General features: G+C 49.4%; 19 protein-coding genes. 14 read left to right on the forward strand and 5 right to left on the reverse strand.

The window, feature by feature from the left end:
• The first annotated feature begins 19 nt into the window (after nucleotides 1-19).
• The 7 genes from ACQW03_RS16750 (at nucleotide 20) to ACQW03_RS16780 (ending at nucleotide 7,624) form a co-directional block, all read left to right on the forward strand.
• Nucleotides 20-1,681, forward strand: a complete 1,662-nt coding sequence (locus tag ACQW03_RS16750; RefSeq protein ID WP_441950696.1) for a glycosyltransferase — start codon at nucleotides 20-22, stop codon at nucleotides 1,679-1,681.
• A gap of 121 nt (nucleotides 1,682-1,802) precedes the next feature.
• Nucleotides 1,803-2,894, forward strand: coding sequence for a non-hydrolyzing UDP-N-acetylglucosamine 2-epimerase (gene wecB / locus ACQW03_RS16755; RefSeq protein ID WP_441950698.1), 1,092 nt, complete (start codon nucleotides 1,803-1,805; stop codon nucleotides 2,892-2,894).
• Nucleotides 2,887-3,873 (forward strand): polysaccharide biosynthesis protein, encoded by a 987-nt coding sequence (locus tag ACQW03_RS16760; RefSeq protein WP_441950700.1) that lies wholly within the window; start codon nucleotides 2,887-2,889, stop codon nucleotides 3,871-3,873. Before wecB ends, ACQW03_RS16760 begins: the two co-directional genes overlap by 8 nt.
• Complete coding sequence (locus tag ACQW03_RS16765) at nucleotides 3,870-4,724, forward strand: dTDP-4-dehydrorhamnose reductase family protein (protein ID WP_441950702.1); 855 nt, start codon at nucleotides 3,870-3,872, stop codon at nucleotides 4,722-4,724. The genes ACQW03_RS16760 and ACQW03_RS16765 overlap by 4 nt, the downstream gene beginning before the upstream one ends.
• Entirely contained in the window at nucleotides 4,685-5,683 is a 999-nt protein-coding gene (locus ACQW03_RS16770; RefSeq protein WP_076294201.1) for an NAD-dependent epimerase/dehydratase family protein, read from the forward strand. Before ACQW03_RS16765 ends, ACQW03_RS16770 begins: the two co-directional genes overlap by 40 nt.
• Nucleotides 5,680-6,396: a glycosyltransferase gene (locus ACQW03_RS16775; RefSeq protein WP_104497933.1), complete on the forward strand. Its 717-nt coding sequence runs from the start codon at nucleotides 5,680-5,682 to the stop codon at nucleotides 6,394-6,396. Before ACQW03_RS16770 ends, ACQW03_RS16775 begins: the two co-directional genes overlap by 4 nt.
• A 28-nt stretch (nucleotides 6,397-6,424) precedes the next feature.
• Complete coding sequence (locus tag ACQW03_RS16780) at nucleotides 6,425-7,624, forward strand: glycosyltransferase family 2 protein (RefSeq protein ID WP_441950705.1); 1,200 nt, start codon at nucleotides 6,425-6,427, stop codon at nucleotides 7,622-7,624.
• On the opposite strand, the gene ACQW03_RS16785 is transcribed toward ACQW03_RS16780, so the two are convergent.
• Nucleotides 7,621-7,998 carry a hypothetical protein gene (locus ACQW03_RS16785; RefSeq protein ID WP_441950707.1) on the reverse strand — a complete coding sequence of 126 codons (378 nt, stop codon included), beginning with the start codon at nucleotides 7,996-7,998 and terminating at the stop codon, nucleotides 7,621-7,623. The two genes, ACQW03_RS16780 and ACQW03_RS16785, sit on opposite strands and share 4 nt — an antisense overlap.
• Nucleotides 7,999-8,173: 175 nt before the next feature.
• Here ACQW03_RS16785 and ACQW03_RS16790 point away from each other — a divergent pair, with 175 nt between their 5' ends.
• From ACQW03_RS16790 to ACQW03_RS16805, 4 genes are read left to right on the forward strand one after another with little or no spacing between them, the layout of a single operon-like run.
• A complete protein-coding gene (locus ACQW03_RS16790) occupies nucleotides 8,174-9,415 on the forward strand; it encodes a sialidase family protein (protein WP_441950709.1) in 1,242 nt (413 codons plus the stop codon).
• A complete protein-coding gene (locus ACQW03_RS16795; protein WP_441950711.1) occupies nucleotides 9,415-10,641 on the forward strand; it encodes a sialidase family protein in 1,227 nt (408 codons plus the stop codon). The genes ACQW03_RS16790 and ACQW03_RS16795 overlap by 1 nt, the downstream gene beginning before the upstream one ends.
• 33 nt (nucleotides 10,642-10,674) lie before the next feature.
• Nucleotides 10,675-11,895 carry a glycosyltransferase family 4 protein gene (locus ACQW03_RS16800; RefSeq protein ID WP_441950713.1) on the forward strand — a complete coding sequence of 407 codons (1,221 nt, stop codon included), beginning with the start codon at nucleotides 10,675-10,677 and terminating at the stop codon, nucleotides 11,893-11,895.
• Nucleotides 11,896-11,926: 31 nt separating this feature from the next.
• On the forward strand, nucleotides 11,927-12,088 hold the full coding sequence (locus tag ACQW03_RS16805) for a hypothetical protein (RefSeq protein ID WP_441950715.1): 162 nt from the start codon (nucleotides 11,927-11,929) through the stop codon (nucleotides 12,086-12,088).
• Between the two features lie 100 nt (nucleotides 12,089-12,188).
• Here the strand turns inward: ACQW03_RS16805 and ACQW03_RS16810 are convergent, their stop codons facing one another.
• Together ACQW03_RS16810 and ACQW03_RS16815 are read right to left on the reverse strand one after the other, a co-directional pair.
• Entirely contained in the window at nucleotides 12,189-12,584 is a 396-nt protein-coding gene (locus ACQW03_RS16810; protein ID WP_441950717.1) for a hypothetical protein, read from the reverse strand.
• Nucleotides 12,585-12,609: 25 nt separating this feature from the next.
• Complete coding sequence (locus tag ACQW03_RS16815; RefSeq protein ID WP_025722221.1) at nucleotides 12,610-12,957, reverse strand: hypothetical protein; 348 nt, start codon at nucleotides 12,955-12,957, stop codon at nucleotides 12,610-12,612.
• Between the two features lie 244 nt (nucleotides 12,958-13,201).
• Between ACQW03_RS16815 and ACQW03_RS16820 the strand changes: the two genes are divergently transcribed.
• The 3 genes from ACQW03_RS16820 to ACQW03_RS16830 all read left to right on the forward strand — a co-directional run bounded on the left by ACQW03_RS16820 (nucleotide 13,202) and on the right by ACQW03_RS16830 (nucleotide 15,532).
• Nucleotides 13,202-13,849 carry a DUF1796 family putative cysteine peptidase gene (locus ACQW03_RS16820; protein WP_025722220.1) on the forward strand — a complete coding sequence of 216 codons (648 nt, stop codon included), beginning with the start codon at nucleotides 13,202-13,204 and terminating at the stop codon, nucleotides 13,847-13,849.
• Entirely contained in the window at nucleotides 13,842-14,468 is a 627-nt protein-coding gene (locus ACQW03_RS16825; protein WP_071642713.1) for a DUF1796 family putative cysteine peptidase, read from the forward strand. The genes ACQW03_RS16820 and ACQW03_RS16825 overlap by 8 nt, the downstream gene beginning before the upstream one ends.
• 131 nt (nucleotides 14,469-14,599) lie before the next feature.
• Nucleotides 14,600-15,532 (forward strand): NAD-dependent epimerase/dehydratase family protein, encoded by a 933-nt coding sequence (locus tag ACQW03_RS16830; protein WP_025722218.1) that lies wholly within the window; start codon nucleotides 14,600-14,602, stop codon nucleotides 15,530-15,532.
• Between the two features lie 66 nt (nucleotides 15,533-15,598).
• Here ACQW03_RS16830 and ACQW03_RS16835 read toward each other — a convergent pair whose 3' ends face one another.
• Together ACQW03_RS16835 and ACQW03_RS16840 are read right to left on the reverse strand one after the other, a co-directional pair.
• Nucleotides 15,599-15,925, reverse strand: coding sequence for a PTS sugar transporter subunit IIB (locus ACQW03_RS16835; protein WP_025722217.1), 327 nt, complete (start codon nucleotides 15,923-15,925; stop codon nucleotides 15,599-15,601).
• Between the two features lie 29 nt (nucleotides 15,926-15,954).
• Nucleotides 15,955-17,391: a glycoside hydrolase family 1 protein gene (locus tag ACQW03_RS16840; RefSeq protein WP_441950721.1), complete on the reverse strand. Its 1,437-nt coding sequence runs from the start codon at nucleotides 17,389-17,391 to the stop codon at nucleotides 15,955-15,957.
• Nucleotides 17,392-17,454: the final 63 nt, after the last annotated feature.

Genomic DNA, 17,454 nt, shown 5'->3' on the forward strand with positions numbered 1-17,454 from the left:
AACTCCGATCAAGCCGAAAATGATGCTATTCAGCCATGTTAGCAACGTCCGCAGTATTACGGGGGCAGAGAAACTGCTATTGCAATTTTGTCTAGACATGCGTACGTACTTCGATTGTATTCTCGTAACGCCTGGTGAAGGGCGGCTGACCTCAATGGCCCGCAAGCGCGGAATCACCGTTCTGACACAGAACCTGTTCATGCTGCATGGCATGTATACCCCATATGAGGGATTGGCGCAAGATGCGGAGAATTTGCGGACTCATGTGGCGTATGCACCATTGTTCCAGATGCTTCGGCATGCTCGACCTGATGTGGTGCTGGTCAATACCTGTGTGAACGTCATGCCTGCAATGGCTGCCCAAGAGCTTAATATTCCAGTGATCTGGAAAATAACCGAGGTCATTAACCAGAATGCCCATACGCCAGTTTCTGTTTCTATCATTGAGCGCTATAGCCAATGGGTCATCGGCATTTCGCAAGCTGTAATGCGTCCTTTGCATGGTGGGGGATTGACACGTCCGCATACGGTGTTGTCTCCCTGCCGGGATATGGATATGCCGTCTCCCAAAGAGCATGTGCTGGAACGGAAAAGAAAGCGTGAAAAACTGGGGCTGCGGGATTTTCATATTTGCATTGGTTATATTTCTTCCTTTATCTACGAAGCCAAAGGGCTGTTACCTTTTGTCCAAATGGCTCTAAAGCTGTGCGAAACCAATTCACGTTGTCGTTTCTGGATCATCGGCAGCTCGGTGGACTCGGAATATTACGTAAAATGTGTCTCTTTAATCCGCCAATCTCGTTATAGCCGCCGCTTCCAGTTCAATTCATTCGAGGAATCCGTGTCAACGGCCTATAGCGCAATGGATATTGTTGTAATCCCAAGTATGGTGGAGGAAGGCTTTGGCCTGACCGCCCTGGAAGGGCTAGTTTACGGTAAGCCCGTGGTAGCCTTTGCGCAGGGTGGACTTGTGGAATTGATGGAGGCGACCGGAAATACAGATTTTTTGGTAGAGCCGGGCAACAGCGACATGCTGGCGCAAAAAGTGGGCTATCTGCTCGATCATCCCGAGGAAGTGGAACGGATTGGTGTGCGTAACAACAGTGCGGCTACACGTGTATACGGACCTGATTCCTACCGAGGCAGTTTACACCTTATGGTCAGTCAATGGGTATGTCATCATCCGCATTGGTTCCCGTTGATTCAGCAGCCAGGTGGACCTGTATGGACGAGGGAAGGCGAAGGACTGCGTCAGGTCACTGCTATACCGGAGGGATATACCAGCACGATTCGAGAATTTCCCGAATCGGTGGTGTGTCAACTGCCTGTGCTGGGGCTGCCGCCAATCGAATATGCAGCCATTCAGGGCTTGCCACAACCAGCACCCCCTTTACCTGAGTCACCGCCCGAATTGCTCCAAGGCAAGCGTAGTGTTCGGGCGAGATGGCCAAAGGGCCGCAAGCGTACCAGATTGCGGAATCGCAGGTATAAGAGAAGCGGCGGCAAGAGTCGCCTTAAGAAAATTCACGGGTCCCCGTTGTCGAAGGGACTTTATCCGAAAGCTAAGTCCAGACAGAAGCTCAAGCGGAAATTCAAGCACCGGTCACGACGACACAACGCGCACAAGCAGAAGCGAGTCACGCTCAAGGCTGGACAGCATACAAAACAACGGTCCGGGTGAATCTACGCCGGACCGTTGAGATGAACGTTAAGCTGGAGCACAGCCAGTCTGCTGGATGGCTATCATTCATTGAACGCCACAATTCAATGAAACAACGACAGCAAAGGTGGGTTCCAAAACCATGAAAATATTGACCGTGCTCGGCACAAGACCGGAAATTATACGGCTCAGCCTGATCATTCCGAAGCTGGACCGCCATGCAGATGAACATGTGCTTGTGCATACGGGCCAAAATTACACCGAAAGCCTGAGCGGGCAGTTCTTTCGCGAGCTGGGACTGCGTGCCCCGGATTATGTACTTCAGGAGAAAGCGGGGACACTGGGCAAACAGTTGTCCGTCATGTACTCGCAGATGGAGGATATTTTAAACAAGGAACGTCCTGATCATGTGTTATTGCTCGGTGATACGAACAGCGCCTTATGTGCTTTGCTTGCGGAACGTATGGGTTACCCGGTCGTGCATATGGAGGCGGGGAACCGCTGTTATGATCTGGATGTGCCGGAGGAGAAGAATCGGCGTGTCATTGATGCAATATCCACCATTAATATGCCTTATACGGAGCAAAGCAAGCAGCACCTACTACGCGAAGGCTTTCCAAGTCAACGAATTATACTGACTGGAAATCCGATCTACGAAGTGATGCAGCACTATAAGAAAGAGGTATCGGGCAGTGGAATTTTGAAAAAGTTGGGACTGTCGCCAGGAGAATATTTCCTGGTCACTGCCCACAGAGCTGAAAATGTGGACCATCCACCGCATTTGCTGGCTATTTTAGATGGTCTTAACCGGGTAGCCCAGCAGTTCGGGCAGCGGGTCATTTGCAGTATTCACCCCCGCACTGCCGCCCGAATCGCAAGCCATCCGCCGATCCAGCTTGACCCGCTAGTGGAGTTTCACGAACCGTTCGGTTTTTTTGACTTCGTTCTGCTGGAGCGGCATGCCCGCTGCGCTTTGACGGACAGTGGTACCGTACAGGAAGAATGCTGTGTCATGGGGATACCGACGGTTACGATGCGCCGGACGACCGAACGGCCGGAAACGGTAGATTGCGGCAGCAATATCGTGTCTGGTCTTGATGGCGAGGTTATAGCAAACGCCGTAGCTCTAATGACCGGGATGACCCATAAGTGGCAATGTCCTGCGGGCTATCTAGCGGAAGATGTGTCGGATAAGGTAGTTAAATTTCTGCTTGGAGGGAAACGGCATGTTTGAAAACCAACGTATCTTGGTTACCGGCGGTACCGGCTCCTGGGGGCATGAGCTGGTTGCCCAGTTACTGCCGCGTAACCCCAAAGAGGTCATTATCTTTTCACGTGGAGAATCCAGTCAGGTTGCAATGAACAGACAGTTTGAGGATGAACGACTCAGCTTCTGTATTGGAGATATTCGGGATAAGGATGCGCTGACTACCGCTTGTCAAGGAGTGGACTATATATTTCATCTGGCAGCGCTCAAGCACGTTCCCGTCTGTGAGGATCAGCCCTATGAGGCTCTCAAAACCAATGTCGTAGGCACCCAAAACGTGATCGAGGCCGCTGTTGCCAATCAGGTAAAGAAAGTCATTTATATATCGACTGACAAGGCCGCGAATCCGTCCAATTTTTACGGCATGACGAAGGCGATTGGAGAAAAACTGATTGTTTACGCCAATCTGCTGAATAGCGATACACGTTTCGTGACGGTGCGCGGCGGTAATGTTTTGGGCACAAACGGAAGCGTGGTGCATCTGTTCCAAAGCCAGATTCGCCAAAAGGGTAAGGTTTCGATCACAGATATGAACATGACTCGCTTCTTCCTGACCCTGCGTGATGCGATCAGTCTCCTGTTCAAAGCCTCGGTGGAAAGTGTCGGCGGGGAAATTTTTATTATGACCATGCCAACCTGCCGTATTGTGGACTTGGCTGAGGTGCTCATTGAGGATTCAGGTGTGGAAAACGTAGAAATTGTAGAAAAAGGTGTACGTCCCGGCGAGAAAATTCATGAAATTCTGATGAGTGACTTTGAAAGCCTGACGACGGTAGTCTATGACGAGCAATATTTGGTCATTCTCCCAACGCTGAATATTCCTCAATTAAAGGACCGCTATACTCAGTGCCCTCCCGTGTCATTCAGCAGCTTTAGCTCGGAGTTTAATTTGATGTCGAAAGAGGAGATTCGCAGCATTCTCCAAAGCGGGGGGTTCATCAAATGAAGCTGCTTATTTTGGGTGGTAACGGCATGGCGGGCCATGTTCTGGTTAAGTATTTCCAAAACCAGAGCGGGTATAACGTGTTCTACACCACCCGTGATCCCGAAAATAAAGGCGGTCTGCTGCTGGATGTAAAGGACAGCTTTATGGTGGAGCAGCTGGTACGGAGTGTACGGCCAGACGTTATTATTAACGCGGTAGGCGTACTGAATCAGCATGCCGGGGAGGATCAGATTGCAGCATACCAAATCAATGGATTGCTGCCACATCTTCTCCGGCGGACAGCGGACAGTATCGGTGCCCGATTGATTCATATCAGCACGGATTGCGTATTCGAAGGAAATCGGATACCTGGTTTATATAAAGAGACGGATCAACCCGATGGGACAAGTGCCTATGCTTTGACGAAAATACTCGGAGAAGTAAAGGCCGCAGGGCATCTGACCATCCGTACCTCCATTATCGGGCCGGAAATTCGGCCGGGAGGCATTGGTCTGCTGCACTGGTTCTTGCAACAGAGCGGAGACGTTAACGGGTATCGCCGGGTCTTTTGGAACGGGGTTACGACGCTGGAATTAGCGAAGGCGATACAGGTGCAGATGAATGAGCCGCTGGACGGACTCATTCATCTGGTTCACCCTGAACCGATAAGTAAGCATGATTTGCTGCTGCTGTTCAAAGATATCTGGAATAGGGAGGATATTCGGATCGTGCCGAAAGATGAGCCGGTGCAGGACCGGACGCTTCGTTCTACCCGGGCCGATCTGCACTACGATGTTCCTCACTACAGCATCATGCTGAAGGAGCTGCTGGAATGGACGGAAGCACAGCGGAACAACGTCGGCCTGTCATAGTCATTACTGGAGCGGCGGGCTATACCGGGATGCATGCCTGCCGCCATTTTGCAAAGCTCGGCTGGGAGGTAGCGGCGCTGACTCGCACTGTCGCTTCCGTCTCAGAACTGATCTTACTGGCTCGCGATGATGAAAATAATAGTCCAGAGGCGGAGACCCGTAGCTGTATTACGCCTTATGTGTGTGACTTGCTCGACAAGAAACGTCTGGGCGAAGTAATTAGACAGATTGCTCCGGATTATGTGCTTCACCTGGGTGGCAAAAATTCCGTCCCTGAATCTTGGCAGAGTCCCCTGCTATACATGGAATCCAATGTACTGTCCACCCTGTATCTGCTCGATGTACTGCGACCTTTCCCCAAAGCCAGAATTGTCGTGGCGGGTTCTCGGCTAAAGACGGCTTTGCAGGCTCCGTATCATCCAACACATCCATACAGCCTTAGCAAAAGCCTTCAAGAGGCAGTCGCGCTCTCGTGGGGCGCGCTGTTCGAACAATCCGTTATGCTGGCAGAGCCTTGCAACTTGATCGGTCCGGGTCCATCTACCGGATTTTGTGCATTACTCGCGGGGTATATCGTTCAGACGGAACGTCTGAAGGGGCAGTCCGTAACTGAAACTGCCCCGTTCCGGGTATCTTCTCGACATGCGCAACGTGATTTCCTCGACGTTCGTGATGCCGTTCGCGCATACGGTGTGCTATTGGAACAGGGTGTGCCAGGCCGAGTTTACTCGGTCTGCACAGGCCGCATTGTGGAACTGGGCAATATCGTGGAACGTATGGTTGCGCTGGCCCAAACATCTATTCCCATACAATGGGGGGATGTGGAAGAGTCAGCATCCACTGAGGCATACCGTGCGAAAGAGCTGGAGGACATGGGCTGGAAGCCGACCATACAGCTGGCGCAATCTCTGGAGGATATGATTCAATACCGCCGAGCTGGAAAGGAAGGAACGATATGAGACCGAAAGTAACGATCGTCATTCCCTTTTATAACTGTGCATATGTGGATCAGGCTTTGCAAAGTGCACTAGAGCAAACTTATGGGCCCCTCGAGATTATTGTCGTCGATGACGGGTCCACGGAACATGTTGATATGCTTCAAGCCTATCTTCCGTATATACATTATTTAGGCAAATCCAACGGTGGAACAGCCAGCGCCCTGAATCATGGTATCCGACATGCCAGCGGGGAATATATTGCCTGGCTCAGCTCCGACGATACCTATCATAGGGACAAAATTAATAATCAGGTTTCATTTATGGTGGAAAACGGTGCATACATCTCCCATACCAATTTTAATTTCATCAATCAATACAGCCAAGTCACAAGCTATCAGGCAGCCGCCGTGTTTCCGTCTATGACGGAGTTTTACCGTTTTTTTCAGCAAGGAAATCCGGTTAATGGATGCACGGTTATGTTTAAAAGGGAGCTGTTTGCACATATTGGTTTGTTTGATGAACTGCTGCCGTACACACATGATCTGGATATGTGGTACCGAGTGATGCTGGCGGGATATCCATTTCCTTTTCTGAACGAGTCCTTGGTTAACTACCGCTGGCATGATGAAATGGGAACCAAAAAACATTGGCCCGCTGTGGAGCGGGAGTACAACATAACCCAAGCACGTTATCGAGATCGCTTCAGTCAGGTGTTGAGCGGTTTATCCTCATGAAGCCGAAAGTCTGTCAGGGGGGATTGATATGGTAGATACGGGGATTGTTATGCCACTGTACAAACAGGATATCGGCTATCTGCAAGTTGCGATCTCATCCGTACTAGCCCAGAGCTACAGGGCATTTCGCTTCATCATTGTTATTGACGGAGCGCCGGAAATGGTGGGGCCGGCGCTCCACGCAGCAATGGGAGACCCACGCGTTCAGTTGGTTACACTCCCTCAGAACAAAGGAGTATCCCACGCCCTTAACCGGGGATTCGATGAGTTGTTTAAAGATCTTGCGATCAAGTATGTGACCTGGGTATCCAGCGACAATGTTTATAATTCTTCCTTTATTGAACGATTGCGGCAGGAGCTGGAGCAGGGGCCAGACTCACTCGGCCTTGTGTTCTCTACCTTCCGCCAGGTTGACGCATGTGGGAACCCGTTGTATGACGAGCAGCATCAACAAGCTTTGATCCGGTACCAAGGTCAGCCGCATCATGAATTGCTGAATGCCAGCATTGTCGGGGTTTCATTTATGTACAAAAGCAAATATGCCCGCCAGATTGGCGGCTATCGGCTGCAACCAGTTGAGGATTATGATTACTGGCTGCGGCTGACCGAGACGTGCAGCATGAAATTCATCCCGGAGATCCTGATGGATTACCGGGTGAATTCCACATTTAGTGTATCGGCCGGCCTGCACAGCCAGAAGGAGCACCGACGCTGGCGACGCGCATTCCAAATCGCCAAGCATGAGGCGAGAGCACGTCGGGGCATCCCACTTGAAATGACGATTTTAATGCCTGTCACGGATATGGCTCAAGCTGAATCAATGCTGGATAATCTGCTGGAGCAGCACTACAGCAATTGCGTGGTACGGTTGCTGGATTTAACGCCAGAACAGGGAGCCGCCGCTTTCCTGTCGATGATGCTCGATCCTCGGTTAATCGTAACGCCACGTCAGCATTATTCGGTCCAGGAAGCACTGGTTCAGGCTATTGGTGAAACAACGACCCGCTTTGTTGTATGCTTCGGTGTCAAACCTTATATTGCCGTGACGGATTTGCTGTATCTGACAGATTTGTTGCGCCCATTACAGGATACACATGCCTTTTCCTACTATACAGATGACCACTCAACCATCGGCAGCAGCCGAGGGGTTCAGTCCGTACCGCCGGAATGGAATTACGTGTATTACACCCACAGATTGCATCAAGCACTGGAGCAGGGCAACTTTTAAATAACAGGAGACAGCGCCGGGATGGTGGTCAGTTCCGACTGAAGAACACGATGCTCCTGTACAACATTACCAAATTGATCCAGTCCAAAGTTGGAGAGCACGACATTGGAAGGTACAGCGGAGACTACGTTGTATTGTACCTCATAGGCAAGTACCCCTTGCACAAAGAAGGTGCGTCGGGCAACGGAGTTTACAGATAAGTTAACCGATGTCACGTATAAGGGGATTTTGGTATCCGGTACAAGCGAGAAAAAAATTTGGATCGTCACGGTTGCCGCGTTCACTGTATCCTCGTTGACCAAATTTACAACGACATTGGAGCAGGCAGTACCAAAATCTCTAGTGTTGGTCATATATCCGGTTGTAAAAGCCAATCGAATCATCCTCTCAATAAACAGAATATTGGAAAACCCCTGAAGGGATGCTTCTATACTATGAATCTATTGAAAAGAAGGCTTGTATGGTTGTCTGTAGACTGAGCTGAAAAAAGTACATTTTGATAGAAATACTTCAGGCATGTCCATTTATATAATGAAGGGAATGCTCGCGATGCCTTTGAATTTTCAGGTGACACCCAGCGGCTTACCCAAATTTGAACCCAGTGTCGCCGTTAATTTGTTGAATCCGAATATTGTTGTGGCTGTCGCTGTTGACTTTAGTAGCGGGCCTCCGCTGATTGGACTGTATCGTTCCTTGGACGCCGGGGCGAACTGGACGGATACTTTACTGCCAATTCCACCGGGATATACAGGAGCCGAGGCAGGAATGGTAGCCTATCTGTTCCCGAATATTTTCATCATATCCGCACATGTGTTTCCGGGAAATGAGAACGGGGCTGTCGTGATCTATCGCTCTACGGACGATGGAGCCACCTTTGATCCTCCAGTGGTCATTAACCCAGGCTATGGAGATTACATTAATAATGACTGGACCAATATTACGACGGATAACGCCGGGGCAAGTCCCTATCTTGGGCATGCCTATGTCACGTATAACCGACAATACAATGTAGAGTTTAATGCCCGGTCTGCGGCCTTTTACCAGCGTTCTACGGATGGAGGATTGACCTGGGATCGACCGTTATTGCTTTCCAATATCCAATCCTCCACGGAGCGGCCTGAGCCTGCGGTCGACAAATATGGCAGTGTGTATGTTAGTTGGATTCGTACAGGGCCGCAGATACCCGCTTTCTTTATCCGGCGCTCCTTTGATGGAGGGGCAACTTTCAGCGGGGATATTCTTGTGTCCAATATAACGCTGGTGCCCAATCCTTTGCCCATTCCTGGTTATGACTTTCGGATATTGAATTTCCCTAGCTTGGCCGCGGACTGCTCGGGTGTGCCTTCCACAACAAATACGCTATATGCCGTTTGGCAGGATTTTGGTCAGGGATACAGCAATATTTTGCTGTCCAAATCAAGCGATTTTGGCGGTACCTGGAGTGCTCCGATCATTGTGACAGACAGCCCGTCTGGCTCGCAAAATTTCTTTCCTGCGATTTCGGTGTCGCCTAAGACGGGACTGGTCGTTGTCGTGTACTATACCAATCGCTTGGACGGCTTTAATCTGGATGTGTTCGCCGCCCAATCGTCAGATGGAGGCAACACCTTTACGAACAGTCGTCTCACAACGACCTCCTTTAATCCGAATGTCGGTGGAGGCGAATCAGAGCTGATCGGCGACTATATTGATGTCGCCATCGTACCGCCGAATAGTTACATTTCCGTCTGGACGGATACGCGTACAGGCAGCCTGACGATTTTTGCCGGTGTACCGGGAGGTGGGGCCTGATGCCGAACGTACAGCTTACGCCTAACGGAAGGCTGGCGCAGGAGCCGAGTGTAGCTTTCAACCTGCTCGACGGTACCGTTGTGTCTGTGGCTATCGATTTTACGACAGGGCCGTCGTTGACGGCGGTATACCGTTCAGGTAACGGCGGTGCCTCCTTCACACAGCAGATTTTACCGCTACCAGCCGGCTATGTAGGAGCGGAATCCCATAGCGTCAGCTACGGTTTTCCCAACTTGTTTGTCATAGCCTGTCACGTATTTACCGCAGACGGCTTGAGCGGTACCATCGCTACCTATGTATCCAGAGATAACGGTAATACATTTGATCCGCCCGTGATTGCCCAGCGAGGGTATGGAACATTTGTCAACAATGTTGAGGTCAGCGTGAAATTCGATACTTCTCAGGTTAGCTCCTATACCGGAAACATCTATTTATGTTATACGCATCAGTATAATCCTGACTTTTTGGGTGGATCAGTCATGTTCTTCCAGCGTTCGCAGGATGGAGGCATCACTTGGGGTACACCCGTGGTGCTCACCGCTGGCTCCAATCAGATCACGCGGGGAGAAATCACCGTGAGCATTACAGGGGTGATTTATGTGGGGTACATTGTGACTAATCCGGTTAACCAATATCAGGTCATTGTGTCCTTCAATGGGGGGACAGCATTTAGTTCTTCGCTGCCTGTATCTTCTGTTGTCCCGGTTCCGAGTCCGTTGCCCGTGCCTGGGTTTGGCTTCAATGTGCTGCCGATGGCCAACATTGCGATGGATCGCTCTACTAGCCCGAATCAGGGAACACTTTATGCGGTCTGGCAGGATAATCGGGCAGGGTATGCGGATGTGCTGCTCGCCCGTTCAGTGGATGGCGGATTAAGCTGGACTGCGCCGCAATCTGTGACAGGGGCTAGTGCAGGGGCACAGCATTTTTTCCCGGCTATTGATGTTTCGCCTGTGACCGGCGTAATTAAGATTGTATATTATACCAATCAAATAACGACCTCTTTATTAGACGTATTCGTGGCCGAATCAACGAACGGAGGGAATACATTTACGAACCTCAGAATAACAGACAACTCCTTTAATCCTAACGGGATTAGTCCGGTTCCAGTCGTTACGATCGGTAATTTTATTGATGTAACGATCGTGCCGAATAATGGATTTTTTGCAGTCTGGACAGATGCGTTATCGGGTTTCCAGCAAATTTACGGAAGTAACGGAATGTAGCTCGGCGTACGAGACAGAGGAGGTGAGGCTGTTTTGAAAATTTTGTTGGCTACGTACTGGCCGATTCCTCATTTGGGTGGCGTATGGCCCTTTATGCTGCAAATTAAACGGAGGCTGGAGCTACTGGGTCACACAGTAGACTTGATGGGAAACGGACCGGATACACCTAAGTACCATATTGTTTTTGAAGATAGGGAGCTGCTGAAGGATCAACTGCTTCCCCTGCTGCATACGAAGCTGAATGAATCGGCTGTCCCTGTATTACATTTGGATTCATGGGTGCAGACGGTGGAAAAGGATCGATACTGTATGGAGCTGGCAGCGGCGTATTTCGGGGTTGAGCAGTATGATGTTATTCACACGCAAGATGTCATTGCGACGCGTGCTCTAAGTCGGGTCAAACGTAAGGACAGTGCGTTGGTAGCGAATATTCATGGCTCGCTGGCTCGTGAAGTCATGATGGCTCTGGAGCGGGATCATGAGGAGGGTTACCGTGAGACGTTGATGTGGAAATATTATTGGGCGCTGGAGCACTATGGCGCTATATCCGCGGATATTACCATTACGTCTACAGAATGGATGAAGCAGACGCTGGTGCGTGAGTTCGAAGTGCCTGAGCAGCAGATTGCCACTTTCCAATATGGCTTAGACACCGAGCACTTCTGGGAAATCCATGCCAAGGGAACAGACATGACACGACCTGAGGGGAAAAAAGTTATAATTTGTCCTTCACGGCTGGTCTATATCAAAGGGCTGCATTATTTAATGAGCGCTCTTGGCCTGCTGAAAGCAAGTCGTACGGATTGGGTTTGCTGGATTGTCGGGGAGGGAGATAAAAGGGAAGAGCTTCAAACACAGGCGAAGGAGCTAGGGCTGGAGGAAGACGTGGTTTTTCTGGGGCATCGTGAAGATGTACCTGCTCTTTTACAACTGGCGGACCTTTTTGTCCATCCGAGCATACAGGACAATCAGCCGTTTTCGGTCATGGAGGCGCAGATTTTGGGGCTTCCGGCAGTGGTATCGGATGCGGGCGGACTGCCGGAAATGGTGAAGCATGAACACACCGGACTGGTCTCCCCGGTTGGCGATGTGGAGGCACTTGCAGCTCATTTACAGCATTTGCTGGCTCAGGATGAAGTGCGGATAGCTATGGGAAAACGTGCCAAAGCATGGGGGACCGCGCATTGGTCTCTGGATGTTATGATTGAGCGACTCGTGAATATTTATGGGCAAGCGCTGAATCAAGTACGTTGAGTACGTTGATTCAACAGTTAGGAGGCAGAGCATGACTTTTCCTGTCGTTGGAGACTTGTACAACCGTATTTTTGAAATCCAGCAGTCGCACCCGGATCTGAAGGTCGATTACGCAATATGGAACCGAATTAACACCTCGTTGCCGGAAGATTATAAGCTGCCGGATGCTGACATTTTGGAACGTCTGAAATAATCCGCACCATAAGGGCACAGACCATATAAAAAGGCAGGTCGGGCTTAAAACTCCGACCTGCCTTTAGTTCATTTTAGCTCATTGTCCATCCAGTTTTTCGTCAATCTTCATAAACTGAGCCTCGAATTATGAGCGGCCCCGTAACAACAGCACGACGGTCAGCTGATTGTACGGTCAAGCAGTATACATAAGGCTCTGCCTGTTCTCCCGTTTCCTCATAGCTTAACTCTGCAAATCCCTCCTGATAACAGGAATCCTGCAACCAATCCAGCATAGGTCCTCGCTCATCATTGCGACGCAATCGAATGTCCAACTCCCCGATATCCCAGTTGAGCAGCGGATTTTCCCATGCCAAAGAGACTTCAATGACAATACGTCCTTCAGATTCACTTGCAGGAATGATTAATGTAGAGAGCACGCTCTCCTGTTCGGCGACCTGAAAAGGCAGTGCATATGTGCCTGGCTCAGCTTTGTTTTGAACTGAATATTTCAACATACCTTCTTCCTCCTCTGCCCGTTCATTAGGGCGTCACGGTAAAATGACTGGCTGTACGCTTAGCGACAATGTTCCCGTTTTCCAAAAATTCAGCCAGGATAAACAGCGTTTCCGGATTGTAAATACTCGTTACCACTCGCAGGTAAAAAGGATTTTGGGCGGTCTCCATATCCTTGAGTTCTAGCACGGAGCCAGCTTCGGGAGAAGGGTTCAATCGAAGGAGCTGCCGTCGGAAAACGCCACTGTCATTTCCCATTTCCAGCAACACATCGACGGCTCTCTTTTCACGATTGAAAAAGGTCACATGGCAGCTTTGTATATGGGCGCTGTGGTAAGCGAGATGGTGATCGACGGTTAAAAGAAACACGGACATATGATGATGCCTCCTTGAATTCCGTTAGGTTACCAGCCTTAATATGATATGAAAAATAGCCGGGATTGGACTGGATAGTTGTACGCCTCTTTGACAAAAAGCGCATCGGTGTCCAACCCTTTTCGCCGTGCTGTGCATGTAATGTAGAGTGGAACAAACTACGGCTTGAAGTCCCTTTTCGACTACAGAAGAAGGGCTGAGCAGGATCTGAGGGAAGGGTCGTATTAAAAAAGGAGGCACGGCTATGAGACTCGCACAGCTGGCAGGGGAATATGAAGCGGTCTTCAGTCTGGGACAAAACTGTACACCTGCCATTCAATTGGAAAAGAACCGTTTGCGGCCGTTTGCCGGGGTACTGGATTGGATGATGTCTGACACGCTGTCCGATGTGAACCGCTTGCTTGAAAATCGGTTTGCCGGATTTATGGATTTGCCCAATTTAAGTGTCGTTGGTACGAGCCAACTGAATTATATGGTCAGAGATATCGCTTATAATGTGATCTCGGTACATGATTTTCCGCAGGAACGTAATACGTCCTCAGATCTGGTGACCTACCCCGAGTTCAAGGAAAAGATAGACCGTCGTATTGAACGTTTTTTTGCAAAAACACAGATGGCGAAGCGCAGCTTGTTCGTCCGTATGCTGGGAACCTATGAAGAAGTAGAGGAACTGGAACGTATTTTGTCGGGCATGGTAGCTAATGAATTTCGTTTGTTGGTGGTGAATTGTTCCGGCGTAACGGAGTTGACGGAGGTGGATTGGCAGCTTCCGCATGTATGCGCGGTGGAAATGCCTTTTGCCGATGTATGGAATTACAAGAGTGATCCGCACTGGCGTACTCTTTTTAAAGGGATGACCTTGTCTTCGGAAAGGGGAGGGCGTCGTGCTTGAGCGGTTACAGGGGGAATATGATGCTGTATTCAGTCTGGGTGGACATTGCTTGCCTTCCATTCAGCTGGATAAAAACGGACTGCGTCCATATGCGGGGCCGCTGGACTGGATGATTTCCGGTAACTTGTCACAGATCAGTCGCTTGCTGGAAGCCCGTTTTGCCGGATTTATGGATTATGACAGTCTGCGTGTCACGGGGCATGATTATGGCGAGCATAACTTCATGGTCGAGGATGCATCCTATGGGATTACAGCGGCACACCATTTTCCGGTTAGCCAGAATACATCGGAGCAGCTGACTTCCTACCCTGCATTCAAAACGACGCTTGATCGCCGCATCGCACGTCTACTGGATCAATTCACGCTTGCGTCCCGTCTGCTACTGGTTCGTCTCGGGGGCAGTCGGGAGCAAGCGATGGAACTACATGATGTGTTATTACAGAGGATTACACATGATTTTCGCTTGTTATACGTGGATTATACAGGGACTGATGGTGTGACGGAGCTGGACTGGGGGTTGGAGCGGCTGGTTTCAGCAGAGCTGCCACCTGAGGATATATGGAACGGTCAGGATGAGCTGTGGCGTTATATGCTGAAAAACGTGAGACTGCATGTCTGAGGTGCTGAGATTCTAGAGACACATTATAGATTGTCTTCTGACTGTGCTTGTGCCTGCGCCAAGCTATAGGGAGTCGCATAACATGATGCGAAGGGAAGTCATATGCTTCGGTTCAAAAGGAGGGTGAGCTAGTGAAGGCTTTGGTCACCGGGGGAGCCGGATTTATTGGTTCTCAGCTGGTACGTGCGCTTGCTGATTCGGGCATCAGAGTGCATGTGCTGGATAATCTGACGACCGGGAATATTGCAAATGTGGACCCGCGCGCGGTCATGCATATTGCGGATATTCGCAGCTCTGAAGCTAGGACGCTGCTGATTCGGGAAAGCCCGGATATTGTGTTTCACTTGGCCGCACAGGCGGATGTGCAGCAATCCATCCATCGGCCCGATGAGGACGCGGATGTGAATGTGCTGGGGACGATTCATTTGTTGCAGGCTTGTCATGAAGCCGGTGTGTCAAAATTTATATTTGCATCCACGTCCGGTGTATATGGAGAGCTGCAAAAGCAATGTATACAGGAAGACGATCCCGTGGAGCCCATTTCAGGCTACGGACTGTCCAAGCTGACCGCAGAATCGTATATTCGACTTTTTTATCGGCTGTACGGTATGAACTACACGATTTTGCGTTATGGAAATGTGTATGGTCCCGGTCAGGCCGCGAAGGGAGAGGGTGGTGTAGTCGCTCTCTTTATGGAGCGGCTGAAAAAAGGAAGCCCCTTGCTCATTCACGGTGATGGTACACAAACCCGAGACTTTGTGTACGTCAAGGATGTAGTTCGAGCGAATATGGCGGCTATTCATGCAGCGGACCAACGCACAGTACATGTAAGTACGGGACGAACGACGTCCATCAATCGACTGGCCTACGATTTACTAAAGCTGCATGGTTCGTCTGTCCGTCCTGTGTATTCACCAGCGCGAGCGGGAGACATTCACCATAGCTGTCTTAGTAACGCAGTCGCCAGACATTGGCTTCGTTGGGAACCGCTATACGGCATTTCTGCTGGTTTACAGGAAACGTATGTGAGCAGTATGGGCTCAGGCAAAGAAGGTATGTCGTGATAAAGAGCGCGCAACTCAAAAAAGAGACTGAGGAAACTCTCAGCCTCTTTTTCATATGAATAGCAATTAGATGTTCTCGCCAGCCAGCTTCAAGGCTTGATCTAGGACAGCTGCACCGTTTCCTCTACCATAAGCCAACGTGTCAATGACATCTACAGGGATACCATAGGGAGCTGCAATTTCAGTTACTGCCTTTTTACGCATCCGCACCTGAGGTCCGAGCAAAATAGCAATCACAGAATCTGTAACGGCTTCTAGCTCTTCCTTGATGGTGCTTTCGGGGATGGCTTCGATGCTCAGCTCTATGGATCTTGCTGCTGCTTCTTTTTTCATTTTAGAAACCAAAATGGATGTGGACATACCCGCAGCACATGCCAAAATAATTTTTTTCATATTTGAGCGCCTCCAGAATTCATTTTTAACTACTTATACTCTTCATCCAGATCAGCAATAAATGAGCGTTCCTTGATAGCGGCTTGATACCAGTAGCCGGATTTCTTCAAATGCCGACTTCGATCATTGTCCAGGTTAATTTCCACCAGTCCATAGCGATTTTTAAAAGCATTCATGGGAGAAACGTTGTCTGTAAAGGCCCACAGCATATAACCTGTGCAGTTGGAGCCCGCTTCTACAGCTTGTAACGTGTAGTATAGATGCTCAGTTATAAAGTCAATACGATAGTCGTCCTGAATGATGTGTTCCTCATTTTTGAAAGCAGCTTCATTCTCAATGCCCATACCATTTTCTGCGACAAACCACTCGATATTGTGATATTCGTTCTTGATACGCATTCCCATATCGTAAATGATTTTCGGATAAATCTCCCAGCCCCGTGACTTGTTCATTCTTTTACCCGGAAGATCAAAATGCTCATAGTAGTAAGAGGGGTGGAAGGGGGTGCTTTCGTTCCACGCTTTACTCTGTGCTTTGACCCGGTGGGGATAATAGAGATTGATCCCGACATAGTCAACGGTATTGTCCTTAATCACGGTCAGTTCTTCCGTTGTAGCTTCAAATGCAATATTATGCTTGCCCATGAGATCGAACAATTCTTGCGGGTATTCGCCTTTAATAAGCGGGTCCAGAAATACTCGATTGTAAAATAAATCATACACATGTGCCGCATACTGGTCATGAGGGGCGCTTGATCGGGCATAAGTGACTTCGGGATTCAGAATAACGCCTATTTTAGCCCCGTGCTGACTATAGTTTTTTGCTTTGAAAAGCTGTACGCACTTCGCGGTAGCCAGCGTTTTATTATAGTTCCATTGCATCCACTTCCGCGTATTTTGTTCATAGGGATAGCGAAGGGCATCTAGATAGACACGAGTCTGTACAACAATGGGCTCATTAAACGTAAACCAGTGCTTGACCCGATCGCCGTACCGTTCAAACACTTTTTCCGCATATTTTACAAACAGTTCCACGACATGCTTGGAAGACCAGCCCTCATATTTATCCATCAAATAAGCGGGTACCTCATAGTGCTCCAGACAAATCATCGGCTCGACTCCGCTCGCAATCAGCTCATCAATGACCCGGCCCATATAATCCGCATACGTTTCATCCACCACTACATTCTCATAATCCGTTAAGAAGCGGGACCAATTAATAGAAGTACGATAATGGGTTAAACCAATCTGTTTCATCAGCGCAATATCTTCGGCATAGCGATTATAAAAGTCGGTTGCAACCGCGGGTCCATATCCATTGTGCCAGACATAGCGGTCATTTTTGTACCATTGGTCTAGGAATGAGTCCTGACCTTCTTTTTTACCGCTCCAGCCCTCTGTCTGCCAGGCGGAAGCCGCTGCACCCATGATGAAATTCGACGGAATTTGTATCGTATGTTTAGCCATGACATGTTTCTCCTTTTCATTGTAAAAAGAATGCGTTTTCAATTAATTGATGTATTTCTATAG

Origin of the sequence: Paenibacillus sp. DRB1-1, assembly GCF_052119485.1 — a bacterium.
GTDB classification, from domain to species: domain Bacteria; phylum Bacillota; class Bacilli; order Paenibacillales; family Paenibacillaceae; genus Paenibacillus; species Paenibacillus polymyxa_B.